Origin of the sequence: Micromonospora sp. FIMYZ51, assembly GCF_038246755.1 — a bacterium.
Lineage (GTDB): Bacteria > Actinomycetota > Actinomycetes > Mycobacteriales > Micromonosporaceae > Micromonospora.
In genome coordinates this window covers 5,707,501-5,725,356 of the sequence record NZ_CP134706.1, presented here as the reverse complement: position 1 = coordinate 5,725,356, position 17,856 = coordinate 5,707,501, and the positions used below count along the sequence as shown (strand labels likewise).

Genomic DNA, 17,856 nt, shown 5'->3' with positions numbered 1-17,856 from the left:
CCGTTCTCACCCCCACGTGCCGGCGCGGAGCAAAGATCGGAGACACGCCGGTTGAGTCGGTGTCATCGTCGTGAAGGGAACGCATCGTGAACGAGCGAGTCGCTGTCGACATGTGGTTCGATCCGATCTGCCCGTGGGCCTGGATCACGTCCCGCTGGCTGCTGGAGGTGGAGCAGGTCCGTGCGCTCGAAATCCGCTTCCACGTGATGAGCCTCTCGGTGCTCAACGAGGGTCGGGAACTGCCCGAGGAGTACCAGGACATCATGCGGAAGGGATGGGGCCCGGTCCGCGTCTGCATCGCGGTGCAGCAACGGTACGGCGCGGCGGCCGTCGGCCGGCTCTACACCGCCCTGGGCACCCGGATCCACCTCGGCCAGGAGCAGCTCGGGCCGGAACTGTACGCCGCGGCGCTCACCGACGCCGGGCTCGACCCGGAGCTGGCCGCAGCGGCCGACGACACCGGGCTCGACACCGCGCTGCGGGAGAGCCACGAGGCAGGCATGCGGCCGGTCGGCACCGAGGTCGGCACCCCGGTCATCCACGCGCCCGGCCCGGACGGCCAGCAGGTGGCCTTCTTCGGTCCGGTGGTCACCCCGGCACCCAAGGGCGAGGCCGCCGGCCGCCTCTGGGACGGCGTACTGCTGGTCGCCGGCACCCCCGGCTTCTTCGAACTGAAGCGCAGCCGCAACCTCGACCCCATCTTCGACTGAGGTGTAAGGAAGGGCCCCCTTTTAACGCCTGCGGTAGAGGAAGGGCCCCTTATTAACACCGCCTAACACCGCACTCGCGATTAACCCCGCACTCGCGCTGGTGCGCCGTACCGCTGCTTGATCGTGCCCCGGCCGGGCAACGCGGGGGTGCCGCGCCGCGCCGGGCCGGCAGCCATGGCCTGTCCGGCGCGGCTCCGCGTTGCCCGGCGGCTCCGCGTTGCCCGGCGGCTCCGTGCTGCCCGGCGGCTCCGTGCTGCCCGGCGGCTCCGTGCTGCCCGGCGGCTCCGCGTTGCCCGGCGGCTCCGCGTTGCCCGGCGGCTCCGCGTTGCCCGGCGGCTCCGTGCTGCCCGGCGGCGGCGCGGCCCGGGTCGGTGGTAGCGCGCCCCCCGGTAGACCCGCCGGCACGAGCGCAGCGTCACCGGTCGATTCGCGGACTCGTTTGCATGGTTGTCCGCGGCGATCCGGCGGGTCGCATCGCTGCCCGCTGCTCGCTGCCCGCAGTCCGCAACTCGTGGAGGTGCCGGATGGCCAAGCATCGTGCGCCGGTCGACGATCTACTCAGCCAGGAGGAGGGACGCAGCCAGGAGGAGAGGACGGACGTCGCCGGGTACCGGTTGGCGGACCGCTCGCGCTGGCCGACGGCCTGGCCGGAGCGGTCTCCGTACGATCCGGAGGAGCCGCCGGCGCGACCGAGCGTGGTGGGCGTTGCCCGGGTGCCGGCCACCTCCCAGCTGACTCCACCCGGCCGGGAGCTGCGCAACCAGGGCCCGCGAGCGATCCCACCGCGCGGCCCCGCCGCAGCGCCCAGGCCCGTTGGCCGCCATCGCCGAGCCGGAGCGTACGGCAGTTAGCGCCGAACCGGCGAGTGCGGCTGTTAATAAGGGGCCCTTCCTCTACCGCAGGCGTTAATAGGGGGCCCTTCCTTTCACCCAGTGGGCGGGGTGAGGGTCCGGCGGCGGGGGAGTGTCGGGCGGCGGTAGCGTCAGTGGTCATGACGGTCGTGCATCCGATCACCCGGGCCTGGATCACCACAGGCGGCACGGGTGCGCAGAATTACGACGAGTTCGCCGACGACGCGGAGATCACCGCGATCATCGAGGCGAACCCGCACAGTGCCCTCGGCATCGAGATGCCGCACCGGGCTCCCGAGAGCCTCGGCAAGTCTTTCAGTGACGCTCTTCCGGATGCGGTGAGCCGGCTGGCCGAGGCGAAGGCCGACGGCAGCTACACGCCGGCCGAGCGGGTGGTGGTGCTGTACCGGATCAGCGCCCCGGGCGAGGAGTCGGCCTACGGGCTGTTCGCCATGGTCGACACCGATCAGATCTCCACCCGCGCCGACGAGCCGGGCCTGGTCATCCGCAACGAGGACGTGTTCATCGCCAAGGTGCGTGAGCGGGTCGCCCTGGCCGAGGCGCTGGGTCATCTGCTCTCGCCGGTGCTGCTGTTGCAGACCGGGCGGGGCGATGAACTTCATGCCGCGCTGGCTGCGGCCACCGACGCGGCCGGTGTGCCCGCCGCGACCGACACCGACCAGGCTGGGCGTACCCACGCCATCTGGCCGATCGGCCCCGGGCCGGCACAGGACGAGCTGACTGCGCTGGCGGGTGGCGGCGAGCTGGTCGTCGCCGACGGCAACCACCGCAGCCTGGCCGCGCAGACCGGCGGGCTGCCTCGTTTCCTGGCGGTGGTCACCACGCCCGCCTCGGTGGCGATCCAGCCGTACAACCGCCTGGTCAGCGAGCTGCCGACCACGCCGCAGGAGCTGCTGGACCGGCTGCGCGCGGTCGGTGCGCAGCTCACCCCGGTCGAGGGTCCGGTCGAGGTCCCGGCGGCCGGCGGCACCGTCGTGCTCCAGCTGCCCGGTCAGGCGTACGCGATGACGCTGCCGCACACCGGCGCGAGCCGGTTGGAGAACCTCGATCATGCTCTGGTCGAGCGGTTGCTGCTGCGCGACGCTCTCGGGTTGGATCCGGGCGACAAGCGGATCACCTATGTCGGCGGTGACTACCCGGCGAGCTGGTTGACCGGTGAGGTCGGGGCTGGGCGGGCCGAGCTGGCCGTGCTCATCGCGCCGGTGACCGTCGACGATTTCGTCGCGGTGAACCTGGCTCGGGAGAAGATGCCACGCAAGAGCACCTGGTTCACCCCGAAGGCGCGTGGCGGCCTGGTGGTCGCCGAGCTGCCGGACGGGGTGTGATCTGGCGCCCGTCCGGTCTGGCGCCGCCCCGGCGGTGGCGGGCTGGGCGGGCCTGACAGACTGCCCGGTATGCGCGTCTACCTGGGATCCGATCACGCCGGTTTCGAGTTGAAGGTGCACCTGGCCAACCACCTGGCCAAGCAGGGGTACGAGGTGGTCGACGTCGGCCCGCACGGTTACGACCCCGACGACGACTACCCGGCCTTCTGCCTGCACACCGGCACCCGTGTGGTGGCCGACGCGGGCAGCCTGGGTGTGGTCATCGGCGGCTCGGGCAACGGTGAGCAGATCGCCGCCAACAAGGTCGCCGGGGTCCGGGCGGCGCTGGCCTGGAGCGTGGAGACCGCACAGCTCGGCCGGCAGCACAACGACGCCAACGTGGTCGCGGTCGGTGCCCGCCAGCACACTCTCGACGAGGCCACCGCCATCGTGGAGGCGTTCCTGACCACCGGGTTCTCTGGCAGCGACCGGCACGCCCGGCGGATCGCCCAGGTGACGGAGTACGAGAAGACCGGGCAGCTGCCCGACCTGCCCTGACCGCGGCCCGGGGCAGCTGCCCGACCTGCCCTGACCGCGGCCCGGGGCAGCAGCTACCGACCGGCGGGCGGGCGCGGTCCCGCATCTGCGGGAGCGGTTGGCCGGGCGGGCGAGGCTGCTGCCCTGGCGTACCCGTGGTGCCGTCAGCGCCGTCGGGAGCCGCCCGTCGGGTCAGCGGCGGGGTAGTTCGTCGCGGGGGGTCCAGTTGCGGCGGACGATGACGAGCCGGGCCGCGGCCTCGGCGAGGTCGTCCTCGCTGGGGCGGGCGGCGTCCCGGGCCCGCATCGCCGCCGTCACGCTCACCTGTGACGAGCCGGAGCCGACCAGCCCGCGCAGCCCTCGTTCGCCTTCCTCGGCGGTGCCGGTACGGCGGCCACGTGGCGGTTCACCACCGTCGTGCACGCCCGGGGTCGTCGCGCGGACACCCTCGTCGGTGCCCGTCTCCTGCCCGCCGTGGTGTCGGTGCCGTCGCCGCCGCCGCTCCGCCTCCGCCATCCCCCGACCGTACCTCCCACCCCACCCCACCCCACCTCGCTCGCCCACCCCGCCCACCCACCCCACCCCACCCCGCCCGCCCCACCCCGCCCCCGCGATCATGCACTTACCGTCTGGGCAAAAGCGGCGAATGCTGACATTCAAGCGACCAAAAGTGCAAGATCGCCGGGCCGGGGTGGGGCGGGGTGGGTGGGGCGAGGTGGGGTGGGGTGGGGTGGGGTGGGCGGGGTGGGTTAGAAGACTTCCATGGCGGAGGGGGCGCGGTGCCAGGTGAAGGCGGGGGTGGTTTCGGCGAGGGCACCGGAGCGCAGTTCGCGTACCCGGCCGGCGGCGGCCAGCGTGGTGAGGCTGGCACCACCGAGGAACAGCTCGCCGAGGCAGCGTACGTCGCAGGCCAGGTCGGCCGGTCCGGTCGCCGGGGTGCAACTGGCGGTCTTCGGCCCGCCGACCAGGCGCCACCGACCGGTGTTCTCCGGCAGCAGGTCGTCGGTCACCTCGATGACCACGTCGAGGTCGGTGGCGTAGCGTCGGGCGGCCAGCGCGGCCGGTACGTCCACCACGCGTACCCAGAGGGCGTCGATCTGCCGGACGCCGAGCCGGCGTGGCTCGTCGACAAGCCAGAGCAGCGGCTCGTCCACCGCTGCCCGGTTGGAGGTCAGCCGCCGGGTCAGGTCGATCGACAGCAGCATCCGCCAGATCGCCCGGTACGCCGCCGGGCTGGTCGCCACCACCTCGTCGACGGTGGTGGTGGACTTCGGGCCGCCACTGTCCCACTCGGCCTTGGTGCGGAACAGTCCGTACCCGTCGACGCCGTCGGGGCCCTCGTGCAGCACCACCCGCCGTTCGGTGGCACCGCCGCGCTGTGACTCCGGGTCGACCAGCACGTACCGCCACCACCTGTCGTCCCGGGCGGACCAGCCGGGCCGGTCCAGCCGCGCCTGGTCGTACACCCGGGCGAGGTCGGGCCGGCGATTGGCCGGCAGGTCCAGCCGTAGCCGGCCCTCGTCGGGGGTCGGGGCGGGCAGCCGCAGCTCGGCGGTGACACTGTCGATCTCGAGGCGCTGCGACGCCAACCCGTAGCCGAAGCGGGGGTAGATCCGGCCCTCACTGGCCCAGAGCACCGCCACCGGCTCCCGGCCGGCGTCGCGGATGTCCCGTAGCTGCCTGTGCATCATGGCGGTGAGCAGGCCCCGGCGCCGATGGGTGGGGGCGACCCCGACCATGCTGACGTGTGCCGCCGGTACCTCGCCGCCGGGTACGGCCAGGTCCCGGGTGAAGGCCGTGGCGGTGGCCACCAGCTCCGCACCGTCGCGCACCACGAGCGCCCGCGCCGGTTCGAAGATCGCCTTCTCGGCCTCGTAGGCCTCGGGTTCGAGGGCGTGATGGAAGAGAGTGTTGAGGAACCGGTTCATCTCGTCGAAGTCTTCGACGCGGGCGGTCTCGATGGGCAGCGAAGAGGTTGTCACACCGGTTGTGTCTAACCGATCGGTGCGGCGACGGCGACCCATTTGCCGGCTGGCTACCCTCGAAGTCACAAGCGGTGGTCGGGGGCGCGCCGCCGGCCAAGGGGAGGGGACGAGATGGCCGACCAGAAGCAGCCGTGGGCGGAACGGACCGTGGAGGTGCCGCCGCAGCCGGATGGCGCAGTGCCGACGCAGCGCGATCCGTTCCGGCGCGGCGTGGCCTCGGTCGGGCCCCGGACGTCGCCCACCGAGCCGTTCCCGACCATGGAACACGAGCCGACCGGCACCGGTTGGCCGGGTGAGCCGGCGCCGCGCCGGCCGTTGAGCTGGCACGTGGCGCAGCTGAAGCGGGGCGGCGAGTGGAGCATGGCGGGGGTGCTGTTCGCCTTCGTGTGCTGGGGCATCTGGGCGATCTCCGGCGGCGGTGACCTGGCCGGGCAGTTTCTGATCTTCGTGCTGAGCCTGCTGGTGGCGGCCGGGCTCTTCGCGCTCGCCCGGCTGCTGGGCCGGTTGGTGCTGGAACGGCAACTGGGCCGGATCCGGCGCAGCGCCCGGGGCGCCCACCTGGTCACCGCCGTCTTCCTGACCGGCCTGGGCATCGCCTACCTGCAACAGACCCAGTGGATCGTGGACGCCTGGAACTGGCTGACCACCTGACCCCGCCGCCGGGCGGGTCATGCCGACCCGCCCGGCCGGGCCGGTCGCGGCACCGCGACCGGGAGGTCGTCACTCCACCAGGACGGGCCTACATACCCGGCCGCCGCCGGTTCATCCGTGGCCGCGACCCGATCCACCCGACCCCACCGATCGGGTTGACCTGAACCGAACTTCAAGTCCTGGCGTCGCCGCTGCGCGATCCGGTGCGTACCGGCGACTGGCTGGACTACTTCGATCGGGAGTTGGCCGACGCGCCGTGGCGGGAGGCGCTCGGCCGTTTGGTGGCCGCGCCTGCTGCCCGGCATCGCGGCCGGTGCCACCCATGGCGTGATCCGGGTCGGTCACGCCGTGCGCACTGCTCGACTGGGAGAGCACCCCACGTGTCACCGAACTCGGGCAGGGGCTGGCCTACTGGGCGGCCCGCTGGCAGCCGCTGGCGCCGGACCGTACCCGATCACCGACCCGCGTACCGCGCTCGACGCGGTGCCCCGGGTGCCCGACCAGCGCGCCGGCATCCGGGCCCGCCCCGCCGGTCCGGCCCCGGCGGGACGTCGCCGAGGTGATACGGCGCGCGGTGGACTCCGGCGACGCCCACACGATCAAGTTCGCGGACGCCGCCATCGAGGCGTACGCCCGGTGCGGCGACGACGCCCTGCTCGCCGCGTCGGTACGCGCGACGGAGCAGATCGCGGCCTGACGGACGCCGGCCGGAGCGCAACCGCCGCACCGCCTCGGGCGGACCCCCGGGCCTGCGTGCCGCCGGCCTGCGCCGTACCGTCGTCTCATGCAGGTGCGCTCGGTGAACGTCGGCAGGCCGCGACCCAACCCCTGGAAGGCCGGGCCCGAGCTGACCGGCATCGACAAGCGGCCGGTCGAGGGTCCGGTGGCCGTGGTCGTGCCCGGTGCCAAGGGCACCGGCGAGGTAGGTCTGGTGGGCGACCGGGTCTACGACGTCAAGCACCACGGCGGTGTCGACCAGGCCGTCTACGCCTACGCGCGGGAAGATCTCGACCGCTGGGCGGCGGAGTTGGGTCGCACCCTCGGCGACGGCTCCTTCGGGGAGAACCTGACGACCGTCGGAGTCGACGTCAACCGCGCGCTGATCGGCGAGCGCTGGCGGATCGGGTCGGACGTCGTCCTGGAGATCTCCTGCCCACGGATCCCGTGCGGGACGTTCCAGGGCTGGCTCCAGGAGCGCGGCTGGATCAAGCGGTTCACGCAGGCGGCAGTGCCCGGCGCGTACCTGCGGGTGATCGAGCCCGGCGAGGTCCGCGCCACCGACCCGATCGAGGTGCTGCACCGGCCCGACCACCAGGTCACCGTCGAGTTCGCCTTCCGCGCGTTGACCATCGAGCCGGAGCTGTTGCCGCAGCTGTTGGTCGCCGACGCCCTGCCCGCCGAGGACCGGGCCCAGATCCGTCGGCGGGTTGCCGCCGGATAACCCGATCCACCGGCCCGGCAGCAGATCCGCTGCCCTCCTTCGCAGTGGGGATGGAGGACCGATGGAACCAGCACTGACCGCGCCGGCACCCCCGGCTCCGCCGCAGCCGGTACGCCGCTGGCCCGTCGCCCTGGTCCTGGCCAGCGTCATGTTCCTGGTGCTTTTCGACAGCCTCGCCGTGGCCACCGCCCTGCCGCAGATCGCGACGCAGTTCGACATCGCGCCCGACCGGCTGCAATGGGTGATCACCCTGTACTCGCTGAGCATCGGCGGTTTCCTGTTGCTCGGCGGGCGGGTCTGCGACCTCTGGGGACAGCGGCGGCTGATCATCATCAGCCTGGTGGTCAACACCCTCGGCCTGGTCCTCGCTGGCCTGGCCTCGGCGCTCATCCCGCTGCTCGCCGGCCGGGTCCTCCAGGGCCTCGGTGCCGCCTTCGCCATCCCCGCTGCCCTGGCGTCGGCAGCCGCCCTCTTTCCCGACGAGCCCTGGCGCAGCCGGGTCTTCGCGGTGGTCGCCGCCGCGGCCAACACGGCCGGCCTCGCGGGTGCCGTTTGCGGCGGCCTGATCACCTCGTACTGGGGCTGGCGCTGGATCTTCCTCGCCGTCGTCCCGGTGGGGATCGTGGCGGTGATCGCCACCCGGCGACTGCTGCCGCCGGATCCGCCCGTGGCCACCGACCGGCGGTCGCTGGATGTCGCCGGAGCCGTCCTGGCCACCGGCGGGCTGCTCGCCCTGATCTACGGCGCTAGCCGAATCTCCGAGCCGGGAGCGCCCTGGCCCGCGCTGTCCTTCCTCGGCACCGGCCTGTTCCTGCTGGCCGTCCTCGTCCCGCTCGAACGCCGGATGCGCAACCCGCTGCTCAAGCCCGGCCTGCTGCGGTCGCGGTCGCTGATGGCCAGTTGCCTGGCGTTCGCGGCGCACTCGGCGTCGTACGCGGCGGTCGTCGTCGTGGGCAGCCTCTACCTCCAGCAGGTCCACGGGCTCTCCGCCGCGCAGACCGGCCTCGTGCTCGCCCCGGTCCTGCTTGGCGCGCTGCTCAGCGCCGTGCCGGCCGGAAACCTCATCCGACGGTACGGTCCCCGCACCGTCGCGGTGGTGGCGCTCGCGCTCTGCGCCGGCACTCTCGTCGGGGTGGCGGTGGGCACCGGCGGATCCCTGCCCGTCGTGGTCGCCTGGCTGGTCGGCTGGGGCATCAGCGCCGGCCCCATCTACGTGGCGCTGACCCGGGAAAGCGTCGGCAACGCGGCTCCCGACGACCGGGGTACCGCCTCCGCGCTCTTCGAGTCGACAAGCCACGTCGGGGGAGCCCTCTCGGTGGCGGTGTTCCTCACCATGCTCGGCGCGGGCGCGGCCTACGGCACCGTGCAACTGCTCGGCGCCGCGGTGGCGGCCCTCGGCATCGTCGCCACCATCACGCTGATGCCCGGCAACAACCGGGCAGCCGACACGTGAGCGGCAGTCATTGCGCCAGATAACCGGTGGCGGGATCAATCTCGGCGAGAAAGTCGCGGATGGCCTGCTCCAACTCCGGCCGGCTCGGCGTCCACCCAGCCGACCCGGACAGCCCGAAACCGCATGGCTCCCTTCTCGACCGGCCGCTCCCGTCCCGGACCGGCCGGTACGCGGGACGGCGCTGCGCCGACCCGGGCGGCGTCGAGGTGGGGTCGGTGCCTTGCCGGAGCGCTGGCCTGCCCGTTACGGTCAAGGTATCCGGGCGAGAGGCGCTGCGACGGACGGGATCCGCCACGCTCGCCCGAATCCACTGAACCAAGGGCGCCTTCTCGACCGGGAAGGCGGATTCGTGGTTTCTCTGACGACGTGGGGCATCGGCGACTACCCGGCCATGGCGCGCCGGCTGGAACCGGTCGCGGAGTCGGTGACGGAGGCCGCCGCGATCGAGGCCGGTGACCGGGTGCTCGACGTGGCCACCGGGACCGGCAACGCCGCCTTGCTCGCCGCGCAGCGCGGCGCCCGTGTCACGGCGGTGGACTTCGAGCCAACGCTACTGCGGCTGGCCCGACAACGGGCCACCGCCGCCGGCCTGCCGGTGACCTGGACGGTGGGTGACGTCGGCGCGCTGCCGGTACCCGACGGCTGCGTCGACACCGTGCTCTCCGTGTTCGGCGTGATGTACGCCCCGGACCACGACGGGGCGGCGCGGGAGTTGGCCCGGGTCTGCGTACCTGGGGGGCGGCTCGTGCTGGCCGCCTGGACACCGGGGAGCTTCCTGCCGGCGATGGGCCAGGTCCTCGCCGAGCACCTGCCGCCGCCACCGCCGGCCAGCGGTCCGCCGAGCCGGTGGGGGGACCCGGAGGCGCTCGTGGCCCTGCTGGGCGACGCCGGGCTACGGCTGACCACCGCCTGTACGCGCGAGCTTGAGCTGACCTTCGCCGACGCCGACGCGGCGGTCACCTTCCTGATCGGTACGGCCGGTCACGTGCTCGCCGAGCGGCAACGGTTGATTGCCGAGGGCCGGTGGGACAACCTCCTGACCGACCTGCGCCGCTTCGTCGACGAGCGTGGGTCCACCCGGGACGGTGCGTTCGCTCTGCCGCTTACCCACCTGCTGGCAACCGCCGTACGCTTGCCGCACGCCGGGCGGCGGTAGCCTGCGCTGTCTCGGCAACCGGGCCGTCCGTGAAATTGACGGATAGTGCTGACTGCGTCGCTGCGGCTCGCGCGTCCCCGGCTGGGCCCGGGCCGGTCCTACACTCGGCTGTCGACCGCTGGACACCCGGGTCGATCCTGAGTAGAGACACCCGGAGCGAGGGAGACCGTCATGGCGGAAAACGCGGTGCAGGAGTACATCACGGCGACGGCAGTGCGGTTGGCCGCCGACGGCTGCGACGTGCAGACCGAAAACTGGCACGGCACTGCGGTGCTCATCGGCTACCGCTCGGATTTCCGCGTCCAATGGATGGCGACCAAGCTGCACCTGTTCACGATCGTGGCCCCCGCCACCGACGTCACCAGGACCGACGCGGAATCCTTCACGACGATGGCCTTCGAGTACGCGGAGGCCCGCAAGGGACAGTGGCGCGGCTTCCAGTCCGGTGTCGCCGTCCTTCCGGCCCTTGTCGGCACCCGCGTCGACCCGGCCGCGACAGCGTGGGTGCAGCAGAAGCAGTTGCTGCACTTCGCCAGCATGGCCCGCCCGGTGGTGGTGGACGTGACGGCCGGCACCGTCGGCTGCTACCGGCGCACCCCGGCCCTCGGTTTCGTCTACGCGGCACACCTGCGCCGCAAACTCGACACGTACTTTCCCGCGCCGGGCCGGCAAGCTGACCGCCGTGACGACAGTCGAGCAGCCTGAGCGGGACGTACGGCCGGCCCGGCCGACATCTCCCTCGGCCGCCGCGCAGGCAGTTGGGCCGTTCCGCTGCGGTAGCGGTGTCAGGGGGAGACCCCCAGCAACTCGGCCAGGTTGATCCCGGGAATCGCGTCGGCGTTCGACCTGATCGCGTCCCGGAGCACCGGCTCGACGTTGTCCCGCACCATGTCGTCGATCATGCGATGTGCGGCCTGGTCGTGTGCGGTGAGGTCGTCCCGGATCTGCCCGGCGGCCAACGGGTTCTCCTGCACTGCCGCTACTGCGAGAAATTGCAAGAGGGCCGTCCCGATATCTTCGTGGATGATGCGGTAGTGGGCGGAGAGCCGGCCGCCCGCAGCCATGGTCACCGACGAGAGTCGGATGACCGGCCAGTCCTGGCCCAGCGCACGCAGATTGAGTGTCGCGCCCGGGCCGGACGCGTCGAGCTGGATCCGGGCGATGCGTACGCGCGCCGCGCTGTTCGGCACGTTCCCGGCGAGGAAGGCGGTGGCCGACAAGCGGGTGCCGGACGGGACCGCCATGGTGACGCCCTGGCCGAGGTCGCGGGTCAGTTCGCCGCTGACGGCGAAGTCGCCTTGAAGCTGAGCGCCGGAGATCCGAGGCAGGCTCCCCGAGCCGCCCGCACTTGCCAGTCTGCCCACCAACTCGGTCAGGTCACCTGGCAGGTTCTCGTCGGTGAACGGGTTGTAGCCGGCTTCCCGGGTCCGGGCAGGCAACTGTCCCAACGCCTGTCGGAACGGCCCGAGGAGTTGCTCGCCCACTCCACCGAACCAGTTGACCGCGTTGGCCGCGGTCCACTCCGCGTGCAACATCTGCGTGCCGAAATCCCAGCTCAGCCGATGCAGGTCGATGTCGACATCGAGCCAGCCGATCGCGTCTTCCTTCGTGATGACGAGTGACGGGCCGAAGTCGATGGAGAGCCCTCGGGTGGTGACCGATACCCGTACGGTCGTGTCGCCCACGGTGTGGATGTGCGTACCGTCGCTGTTGGACAGGGTCTGCCCGCCGGCGATGGTCCCGGACGCGGTCAACGAATGCCTGACGGTATTGGCGCCAGCGGCTGCATCGACCTGACCGGCAACCGAGCCGGGCGGGCCGTCCCGCTGAACGGTGAGTGCCGACGTGACAGCCCGGTTGCCGGCGAGTCGTTGCAGTGCGAAAACGTTTCCGGTGGCCGGGAGCCGGCCGTCCCGCAGCGCACCGATGGCCACGCTTGCGCCAGGCAAATCCGATTTATCTGATCGAGTGCCGGACGATCCCGGCTGGCCGTACCGCTCGCGAACCCGAATCCTGTCATGGCCCGGCATAGCTGCACCGTAGCAACCTGACGCACCCGATACCGCGAGGAAGATTCCGCATTCCTGACTGAGGTGAAATCACGCCTAATGATGGCGGTCGGCGGCCGACGGAACCCGCCGGTGGCAAGCCGCAGAGCGGCCAGCACGCCAATGGCACGCACGATCATCCAGGGCTGGAACGAGACCGGCCCAGGTGCGGCGATCATGCCGCTGACCCGGGCCGTAGTGCTGTGGAGCGGGCGACGGGAATCGAACCCGCACCGTCAGTTTGGAAGACTGAAGCTCTGCCATTGAGCTACGCCCGCGTACGCCCAGGCAAGCTGGCCGCGCCCGACAGCCTACCCAATGCCGGGCGGCGCTCGCACGGCCGTATCCCGGCGGCGCGTCGTTCATGATCCACCCAAGTACGGCGATGTTGCGGCATCCGCCGCGACAGGACACCGCAACATCGCCGTACTTGCGCCGCTACGCCCCACCCGGTGGCCGTCACCGGCGAGCGTGGGCGGTTTGTCCTCGTTCGGCGCGTTGGGTGCCGCCCCGGCACCCGGGTGTCGGGGGGACGGCATAGACTGCTGGTCGCCACGGGGTGTGGCGCAGCTTGGTAGCGCACTCGCTTTGGGAGCGAGGGGCCGTGGGTTCAAATCCCGCCACCCCGACTGCCGCAAGCGTGCGACAGCGCGCACCTGGGCGGCGGCACGTGGGCCGAGAGCGCCGCGTGCCGCCCCCGGGTGCTGCTGGCCGTTCCCGCTGGCTCGCCTACACTCGATGGGCCGAAAGAGCGCCCAGACTCAACCGAGATCCGTCAAGGAGTACGCCTGTGAAGAGCACCGTCGAGACTCTGAGCCCGACGCGCGTGCGGCTCGCCATCGAGGTGCCGTTCGTCGAGCTCGAGCCGAGCCTCAAGAAGGCGTACCGGGAGATCGGCCAGCAGATCCAGATTCCCGGCTTCCGTAAGGGGAAGGTGCCGCCGCAGGTCATCGACCAGCGGGTGGGCCGGGGCACCGTGCTCAACGAGGCGGTGCAGGAGGCGATCCCGCAGAACATTCTCTCGGCCGTCCGTGAGCACGACCTGAAGACGCTGGGTCGCCCCGAGGTGGAGATCACCGAATTCAACGACGGAGACTCGCTCAACTTCACCGCCGAGGTCGACGTCCGGCCGGAGATCACCCTGCCCGACCTGTCGACGATCGAGGTCACCGTCGACGAGCTCCAGATCGACGAGAGCGAGATCGACGAGCAGGTGAAGAACCTGCGCGAGCGCTTCGCCACCCTGAAGACCGTCGAGCGGGCCGCGGCCGAAGGCGACTACGTCCAGATCGACCTGCGGGCGACCGTGGACGGCGAGGAGGTGCCGGGCGGCTCGGCCACCAACATCTCCCACGAGGTGGGCAGCAAGCAGCTGCTGCCGGGCCTGGACGAGGCGGTCGTCGGCCTCGCCGCCGGCGAGGACGCCACCTTCACCACCCAGCTCGTCGGCGGCGACTTCGCCGGCCGGGACGCCGATGTCGTGGTGACCGTGCGGACGGTGAAGGAGAAGGAGCTGCCCGAGCTGGACGACGAGTTCGCCCAGCTGGCCAGCGAGTTCGACACCATCGAGGAGCTGCGCAACGACCTGCGCGAGCGGGTCACCCGGGGCAAGCGGGTCGAGCAGATCTACGCCGCCCGGGACAAGGCCCTGGAGCAGCTGGTCGAGGCCGCCGACGTGCCCGCGCCGGAAGGCGTGATCCGCGACGAGGTGGAGAGCCGCAAGCAGGCGATGGCCGACCAGCTGGAGCGCATCGGCGCCTCGATGGAGGACTACCTCGCCGCTGAGGAGAAGACCGAGGAGCAGATCGACACGGAGCTGACCGAGGCCGCCACCCAGGGCGTCAAGGTCCAGCTGCTGCTCGACACCCTCGCCGACGCCGAGGACGTGCAGGTCTCCGACGACGAGTTCGGCCACGAGATCGTCCACCGCGCCCAGCGCGCCGGCATGGCGCCGCAGCAGTACTACGACCAGCTGGTCCGCTCGGGTGCGGCCGGCGCGGTCTACGGCGACGTCCGTCGGGGCAAGGCGCTGGCCGCGATCATGGAACGCATCACGATCAAGGACGCGGCGGGCAATGTGGTCAGCCTGGACGCGCTGCGTGAGGCGAGCGAGGCGGAGCACGGCCACGAGCACTGATCGTCGGGGTGGGGCCACCGTCCGCCGGTCGCGGTGGGTGGTGGCCCAATCCCTTTCCGGGTACGCCTTCGGGTGGTCTGCGCTGAGAGCGAACAGTGCCCGGAGCGGGCTTCTGGCCCCCCGCGCAACGGTTAGTGTCGGACACGACGGTACGGAGAGCGAAGGGCTGCCATGACCGACATGCACATCCCAGCGAAGCCGCTGCGGGCGCTCGACGCCCGAGGTGGCGACTCAATTGGCAACCTCGACGACTCGGTCTACAACCGGTTGCTCAAGGAACGGATCATCTTCCTTGGCAGCGAGGTGAACGACCAGGTGGCCAACCGCATCTGCGCGCAGCTGCTGCTGCTCGCGGCGGAGGACCCGGACCGGGACATCTTCCTCTGGATCAACTCGCCGGGTGGCTCGGTCTACTCCGGCATGGCGATCTACGACACCATGCAGTACATCGACAACGACGTGTCGACCGTGGCGATGGGCATGGCGGCCTCGATGGGCCAGCTGCTGCTCTGCGCGGGCACCAAGGGCAAGCGTTACGCCCTGCCGCACGCCCGGATCATGATGCACCAGCCGTCCGGTGGCATGGGCGGCACCGCGGCCGACATCGCCATCCAGGCCGAGCAGATGCTCTACACCAAGCGGATGTTCCAGGAGCGGGTCGCCTTCCACACCGGCCAGTCCCCGGCACAGATCGAGGCGGACTCGGACCGGGACCGCTGGTTCACCGCCCAGGAGGCCGTGGACTACGGCTTCATCGACAAGGTGATCACGGGGGCCGCTCAGGTTCCCGAGGGCGCCGGGACCCTGAGCTGATCGAGGAGCAGACGATGACCGACCTGAGCCTGCCGCCGCAGTTCGCGGCCGTGCACAACCGTTACGTCCTGCCGTCCTTCGTCGAGCGCACCTCGTACGGGGTCAAGGAGTCCAACCCGTACAACAAGCTCTTCGAGGACCGGATCATCTTCCTCGGGGTCCAGGTGGACGACGCGTCGGCAAACGACGTGATGGCCCAGCTGCTCACCCTGGAGGGGACGGACCCCGACCGGGACATCATCATGTACATCAACTCGCCGGGCGGCTCGTTCACCGCCATGACGGCGATCTACGACACCATGCAGTACGTCCGGCCGGACATCCAGACCGTCTGCCTCGGCCAGGCCGCGTCGGCGGCGGCGGTGCTGCTCGCGGCGGGCACCCCGGGCAAGCGGATGGCGCTGCCGAACTCGCGGATCATCATCCACCAGCCGGCCACCGAGGGTGGCTACGGGCAGGGCTCGGACATCGAGATCCAGGCCCGGGAGATCCTGCGGATGCGTACGCAGCTGGAGGAGATGCTCGCCCGGCACTGCAATCAGCCGGTCGAGAAGGTCCGCAAGGACATCGACCGTGACAAGATCATGACGGCCGAGGAGTCCCGCGAGTACGGGATGGTCGACACGATTCTCACCAGCCGTAAGAAGGGGCTGCTGGCCGCGAACGCTGCCAGCTGACCAGTACCGGGTCAGGGGTCGGCCGGGTCTGACGCCGGCCGACCTCTGACACACCCGTTTTGGGGGTCGGAGAAACCTCCGACAGCGGGTAACGTCGGGTCCGTACCACTTGGTCGGGCGACCGGCGAGGTGGGTAGTAGACGGGCGGAACGCAGCGTCCGCAGGTCGTGGCCGGGGCTCCGGCCGATGAGTGCAGGGAGAACGTAGGTGGCACGGATCGGTGACGGCGGCGACCTACTCAAGTGCTCCTTCTGCGGCAAGTCGCAGAAGCAGGTCAAGAAGCTCATCGCAGGCCCCGGGGTCTACATCTGCGACGAGTGCATCGATCTCTGTAACGAGATCATCGAAGAGGAGTTGGCCGAGTCCGGCGAGGTGAAGTGGGAAGAGCTTCCCAAGCCGATGGAGATCTGCCAGTTCCTCGACAACTACGTCGTGGGCCAGGAGCAGGCCAAGAAGGCGCTCGCGGTAGCGGTCTACAACCACTACAAGCGGATCCAGGCCGAGGCGGCCAACGCGCCGGGTGCCGGTAACGACGGCGTCGAGCTCGCCAAGTCGAACATCCTGCTGCTGGGCCCGACCGGGTGTGGCAAGACCCACCTGGCGCAGACCCTCGCGCGGATGCTCAACGTCCCCTTCGCCGTCGCCGACGCCACCGCCCTGACCGAAGCCGGCTACGTCGGCGAGGACGTGGAGAACATCCTCCTCAAGCTGATCCAGGCCGCCGACTACGACATCAAGCGGGCCGAGACCGGCATCATCTACATCGACGAGATCGACAAGATCGCCCGCAAGTCGGAGAACCCGTCGATCACCCGGGACGTCTCCGGTGAGGGTGTCCAGCAGGCGCTGCTGAAGATGCTCGAAGGCACCGTGGCGAACGTCCCACCGCAGGGCGGCCGGAAACACCCGCACCAGGAGTTCATCCAGATCGACACCACAAACGTGCTGTTCATCTGCGGTGGTGCCTTCGCCGGTCTGGATCAGATCATCGAGGCCCGGACGGGCCACGGCGGCACCGGCTTCGGTGCCCGGCTCCGGGCCGTCTCCGAGCGCTCCACCGACGACATCTTCAGCCAGGTGATGCCGGAGGACATGCTCAAGTTCGGGCTGATCCCGGAGTTCATCGGTCGGCTGCCGGTGATCACCAGCGTCCGCAGCCTCGACCGGACCGCGCTGGTCCGGATCCTCACCGAGCCCCGCAACGCTCTGGTCCGGCAGTACCAGCGCCTCTTCGAGCTGGACGGCGTCGAGCTGGAGTTCGAGCGGCCGGCGCTGGAGGCCATTGCCGACCAGGCGATGCTGCGCGGCACCGGCGCCCGTGGCCTGCGCGCCATCATGGAGGAGGTGCTGCTCTCCGTGATGTACGAGGTGCCCAGTAACCCCGACGCAGCCCGGGTGCTGATCAGCCGCGAAGCGGTGTTGGAGAACGTGAACCCGACGATCGTGCCGCGCGAGTTCACCGGCCGTCGCGCCCGGCGCGAGCGCGAGGAGAAGTCGGCCTGAGTCGCCGAACGCCGGCTCGCACTGCACCGGACCCTCTTCCGCCCGTACGCTGACAGCCATGCGCGTCGCCGTCTGCCAGCTGAACTCCCGCGACGACCGGAAGGCAAACCTCGCCGCCGCCGAAGCCCTGATCGACCGCGCGGCGGACGCCGGCGCGGACCTGGTGCTCCTTCCGGAGTATGTCGACTACCTCGGGCCTGGCGCGGGCATGCCTGCGCCGGAGCCGGTCGACGGCGAGGTCGGCTCCTTCTTCGCCGTCGCCGCACGACGACGCGGTGTCTGGTTGATCGCCGGCTCCTTCCACGAGGCCGGCCCCGACCCCGAGCACACCTGGAACACCATGCTGGTCTTCGACCGCTCCGGTGCGCTCGCGGCCAGCTACCGCAAGATCCACCTGTACGACGTGGAGATCCCCGGTCGGGTCTCGTACCGCGAGTCGGCGACGGTGGCCCCGGGCGACCGGACGGTGGTGGTCGACGTCGAGGGGCTTCGGGTCGGCCTGTCGATCTGTTACGACCTGCGTTTTCCCGAGTTGTACCGGGAACTCGCCACCGACGGCGGCGCCCACC

Annotated in this window: 17 protein-coding genes, 2 tRNA genes, 1 pseudogene and 1 riboswitch (1 of these 21 only partly in view); of the genes and pseudogenes, 16 read left to right on the top strand and 4 right to left on the bottom strand. The window is 71.0% G+C overall.

Annotated elements, in window-relative coordinates:
- The first annotated feature begins 86 nt into the window (after positions 1-86).
- From QQG74_RS25535 to QQG74_RS25520, 4 genes are all read left to right on the top strand, one after another.
- On the top strand, positions 87-710 hold the full coding sequence (locus QQG74_RS25535) for a disulfide bond formation protein DsbA (protein ID WP_341717242.1): 624 nt from the start codon (positions 87-89) through the stop codon (positions 708-710).
- Positions 711-1,234: 524 nt separating this feature from the next.
- Positions 1,235-1,561 carry a hypothetical protein gene (locus QQG74_RS25530; RefSeq protein WP_341717241.1) on the top strand — a complete coding sequence of 109 codons (327 nt, stop codon included), beginning with the start codon at positions 1,235-1,237 and terminating at the stop codon, positions 1,559-1,561.
- A 140-nt stretch (positions 1,562-1,701) separates the two neighbouring features.
- On the top strand, positions 1,702-2,907 hold the full coding sequence (locus QQG74_RS25525) for a DUF1015 family protein (RefSeq protein ID WP_341717240.1): 1,206 nt from the start codon (positions 1,702-1,704) through the stop codon (positions 2,905-2,907).
- Between the two features lie 69 nt (positions 2,908-2,976).
- Positions 2,977-3,444 (top strand): ribose-5-phosphate isomerase, encoded by a 468-nt coding sequence (locus tag QQG74_RS25520; protein WP_341717239.1) that lies wholly within the window; start codon positions 2,977-2,979, stop codon positions 3,442-3,444.
- Positions 3,445-3,615: 171 nt separating this feature from the next.
- On the opposite strand, the gene QQG74_RS25515 is transcribed toward QQG74_RS25520, so the two are convergent.
- Both QQG74_RS25515 and QQG74_RS25510 read right to left on the bottom strand, forming a co-directional pair.
- Entirely contained in the window at positions 3,616-3,939 is a 324-nt protein-coding gene (locus QQG74_RS25515) for a hypothetical protein (protein WP_341717238.1), read from the bottom strand.
- A 233-nt stretch (positions 3,940-4,172) separates the two neighbouring features.
- On the bottom strand, positions 4,173-5,405 hold the full coding sequence (locus QQG74_RS25510) for a GNAT family N-acetyltransferase (protein WP_341717237.1): 1,233 nt from the start codon (positions 5,403-5,405) through the stop codon (positions 4,173-4,175).
- A gap of 114 nt (positions 5,406-5,519) precedes the next feature.
- Between QQG74_RS25510 and QQG74_RS25505 the strand changes: the two genes are divergently transcribed.
- From QQG74_RS25505 to QQG74_RS25480, 6 genes and pseudogenes are all read left to right on the top strand, one after another.
- A complete protein-coding gene (locus QQG74_RS25505; protein ID WP_341717236.1) occupies positions 5,520-6,059 on the top strand; it encodes a hypothetical protein in 540 nt (179 codons plus the stop codon).
- 188 nt (positions 6,060-6,247) lie between these two features.
- Positions 6,248-6,756, top strand: a pseudogene (locus tag QQG74_RS25500) (hypothetical protein); the annotation flags it as partial.
- 87 nt (positions 6,757-6,843) lie between these two features.
- Positions 6,844-7,500, top strand: a complete 657-nt coding sequence (locus tag QQG74_RS25495; protein WP_341717235.1) for an MOSC domain-containing protein — start codon at positions 6,844-6,846, stop codon at positions 7,498-7,500.
- 61 nt (positions 7,501-7,561) lie between these two features.
- Entirely contained in the window at positions 7,562-8,953 is a 1,392-nt protein-coding gene (locus tag QQG74_RS25490) for an MFS transporter (protein ID WP_341717234.1), read from the top strand.
- Between the two features lie 258 nt (positions 8,954-9,211).
- A riboswitch (S-adenosyl-L-homocysteine riboswitch) is annotated at positions 9,212-9,287 on the top strand.
- Between the two features lie 15 nt (positions 9,288-9,302).
- Positions 9,303-10,109 carry a class I SAM-dependent methyltransferase gene (locus QQG74_RS25485; protein ID WP_341717233.1) on the top strand — a complete coding sequence of 269 codons (807 nt, stop codon included), beginning with the start codon at positions 9,303-9,305 and terminating at the stop codon, positions 10,107-10,109.
- A 171-nt stretch (positions 10,110-10,280) separates the two neighbouring features.
- Positions 10,281-10,814, top strand: coding sequence for a levansucrase (locus tag QQG74_RS25480; protein ID WP_341717232.1), 534 nt, complete (start codon positions 10,281-10,283; stop codon positions 10,812-10,814).
- Positions 10,815-10,894: 80 nt separating this feature from the next.
- Here the strand turns inward: QQG74_RS25480 and QQG74_RS25475 are convergent, their stop codons facing one another.
- Together QQG74_RS25475 and QQG74_RS25470 are read right to left on the bottom strand one after the other, a co-directional pair.
- Positions 10,895-12,139 carry a hypothetical protein gene (locus QQG74_RS25475; RefSeq protein ID WP_341717231.1) on the bottom strand — a complete coding sequence of 415 codons (1,245 nt, stop codon included), beginning with the start codon at positions 12,137-12,139 and terminating at the stop codon, positions 10,895-10,897.
- Between the two features lie 222 nt (positions 12,140-12,361).
- A tRNA-Gly gene (locus tag QQG74_RS25470) sits at positions 12,362-12,435 on the bottom strand.
- Positions 12,436-12,712: 277 nt separating this feature from the next.
- On the opposite strand from QQG74_RS25470, the gene QQG74_RS25465 reads away from it, so the two are divergent.
- The 6 genes from QQG74_RS25465 to QQG74_RS25440 all read left to right on the top strand — a co-directional run.
- Positions 12,713-12,786 (top strand) — tRNA-Pro (locus tag QQG74_RS25465).
- Positions 12,787-12,947: 161 nt separating this feature from the next.
- A complete protein-coding gene (tig, locus tag QQG74_RS25460; RefSeq protein ID WP_341717230.1) occupies positions 12,948-14,294 on the top strand; it encodes a trigger factor in 1,347 nt (448 codons plus the stop codon).
- Positions 14,295-14,465: 171 nt separating this feature from the next.
- Positions 14,466-15,107, top strand: coding sequence for an ATP-dependent Clp protease proteolytic subunit (locus QQG74_RS25455; RefSeq protein ID WP_341717229.1), 642 nt, complete (start codon positions 14,466-14,468; stop codon positions 15,105-15,107).
- A 14-nt stretch (positions 15,108-15,121) separates the two neighbouring features.
- Entirely contained in the window at positions 15,122-15,784 is a 663-nt protein-coding gene (locus QQG74_RS25450) for an ATP-dependent Clp protease proteolytic subunit (protein ID WP_341717228.1), read from the top strand.
- 207 nt (positions 15,785-15,991) lie between these two features.
- Entirely contained in the window at positions 15,992-17,287 is a 1,296-nt protein-coding gene (clpX, locus tag QQG74_RS25445; protein WP_341717227.1) for an ATP-dependent Clp protease ATP-binding subunit ClpX, read from the top strand.
- 58 nt (positions 17,288-17,345) lie between these two features.
- Positions 17,346-17,856 carry the 5' portion of a carbon-nitrogen hydrolase family protein gene (locus tag QQG74_RS25440; RefSeq protein WP_341717226.1) on the top strand. 287 nt of this gene lie beyond the right edge of the window, so the window shows 511 of its 798 coding nt (coding positions 1-511); it begins with the start codon at positions 17,346-17,348; its stop codon lies off the right edge, out of view.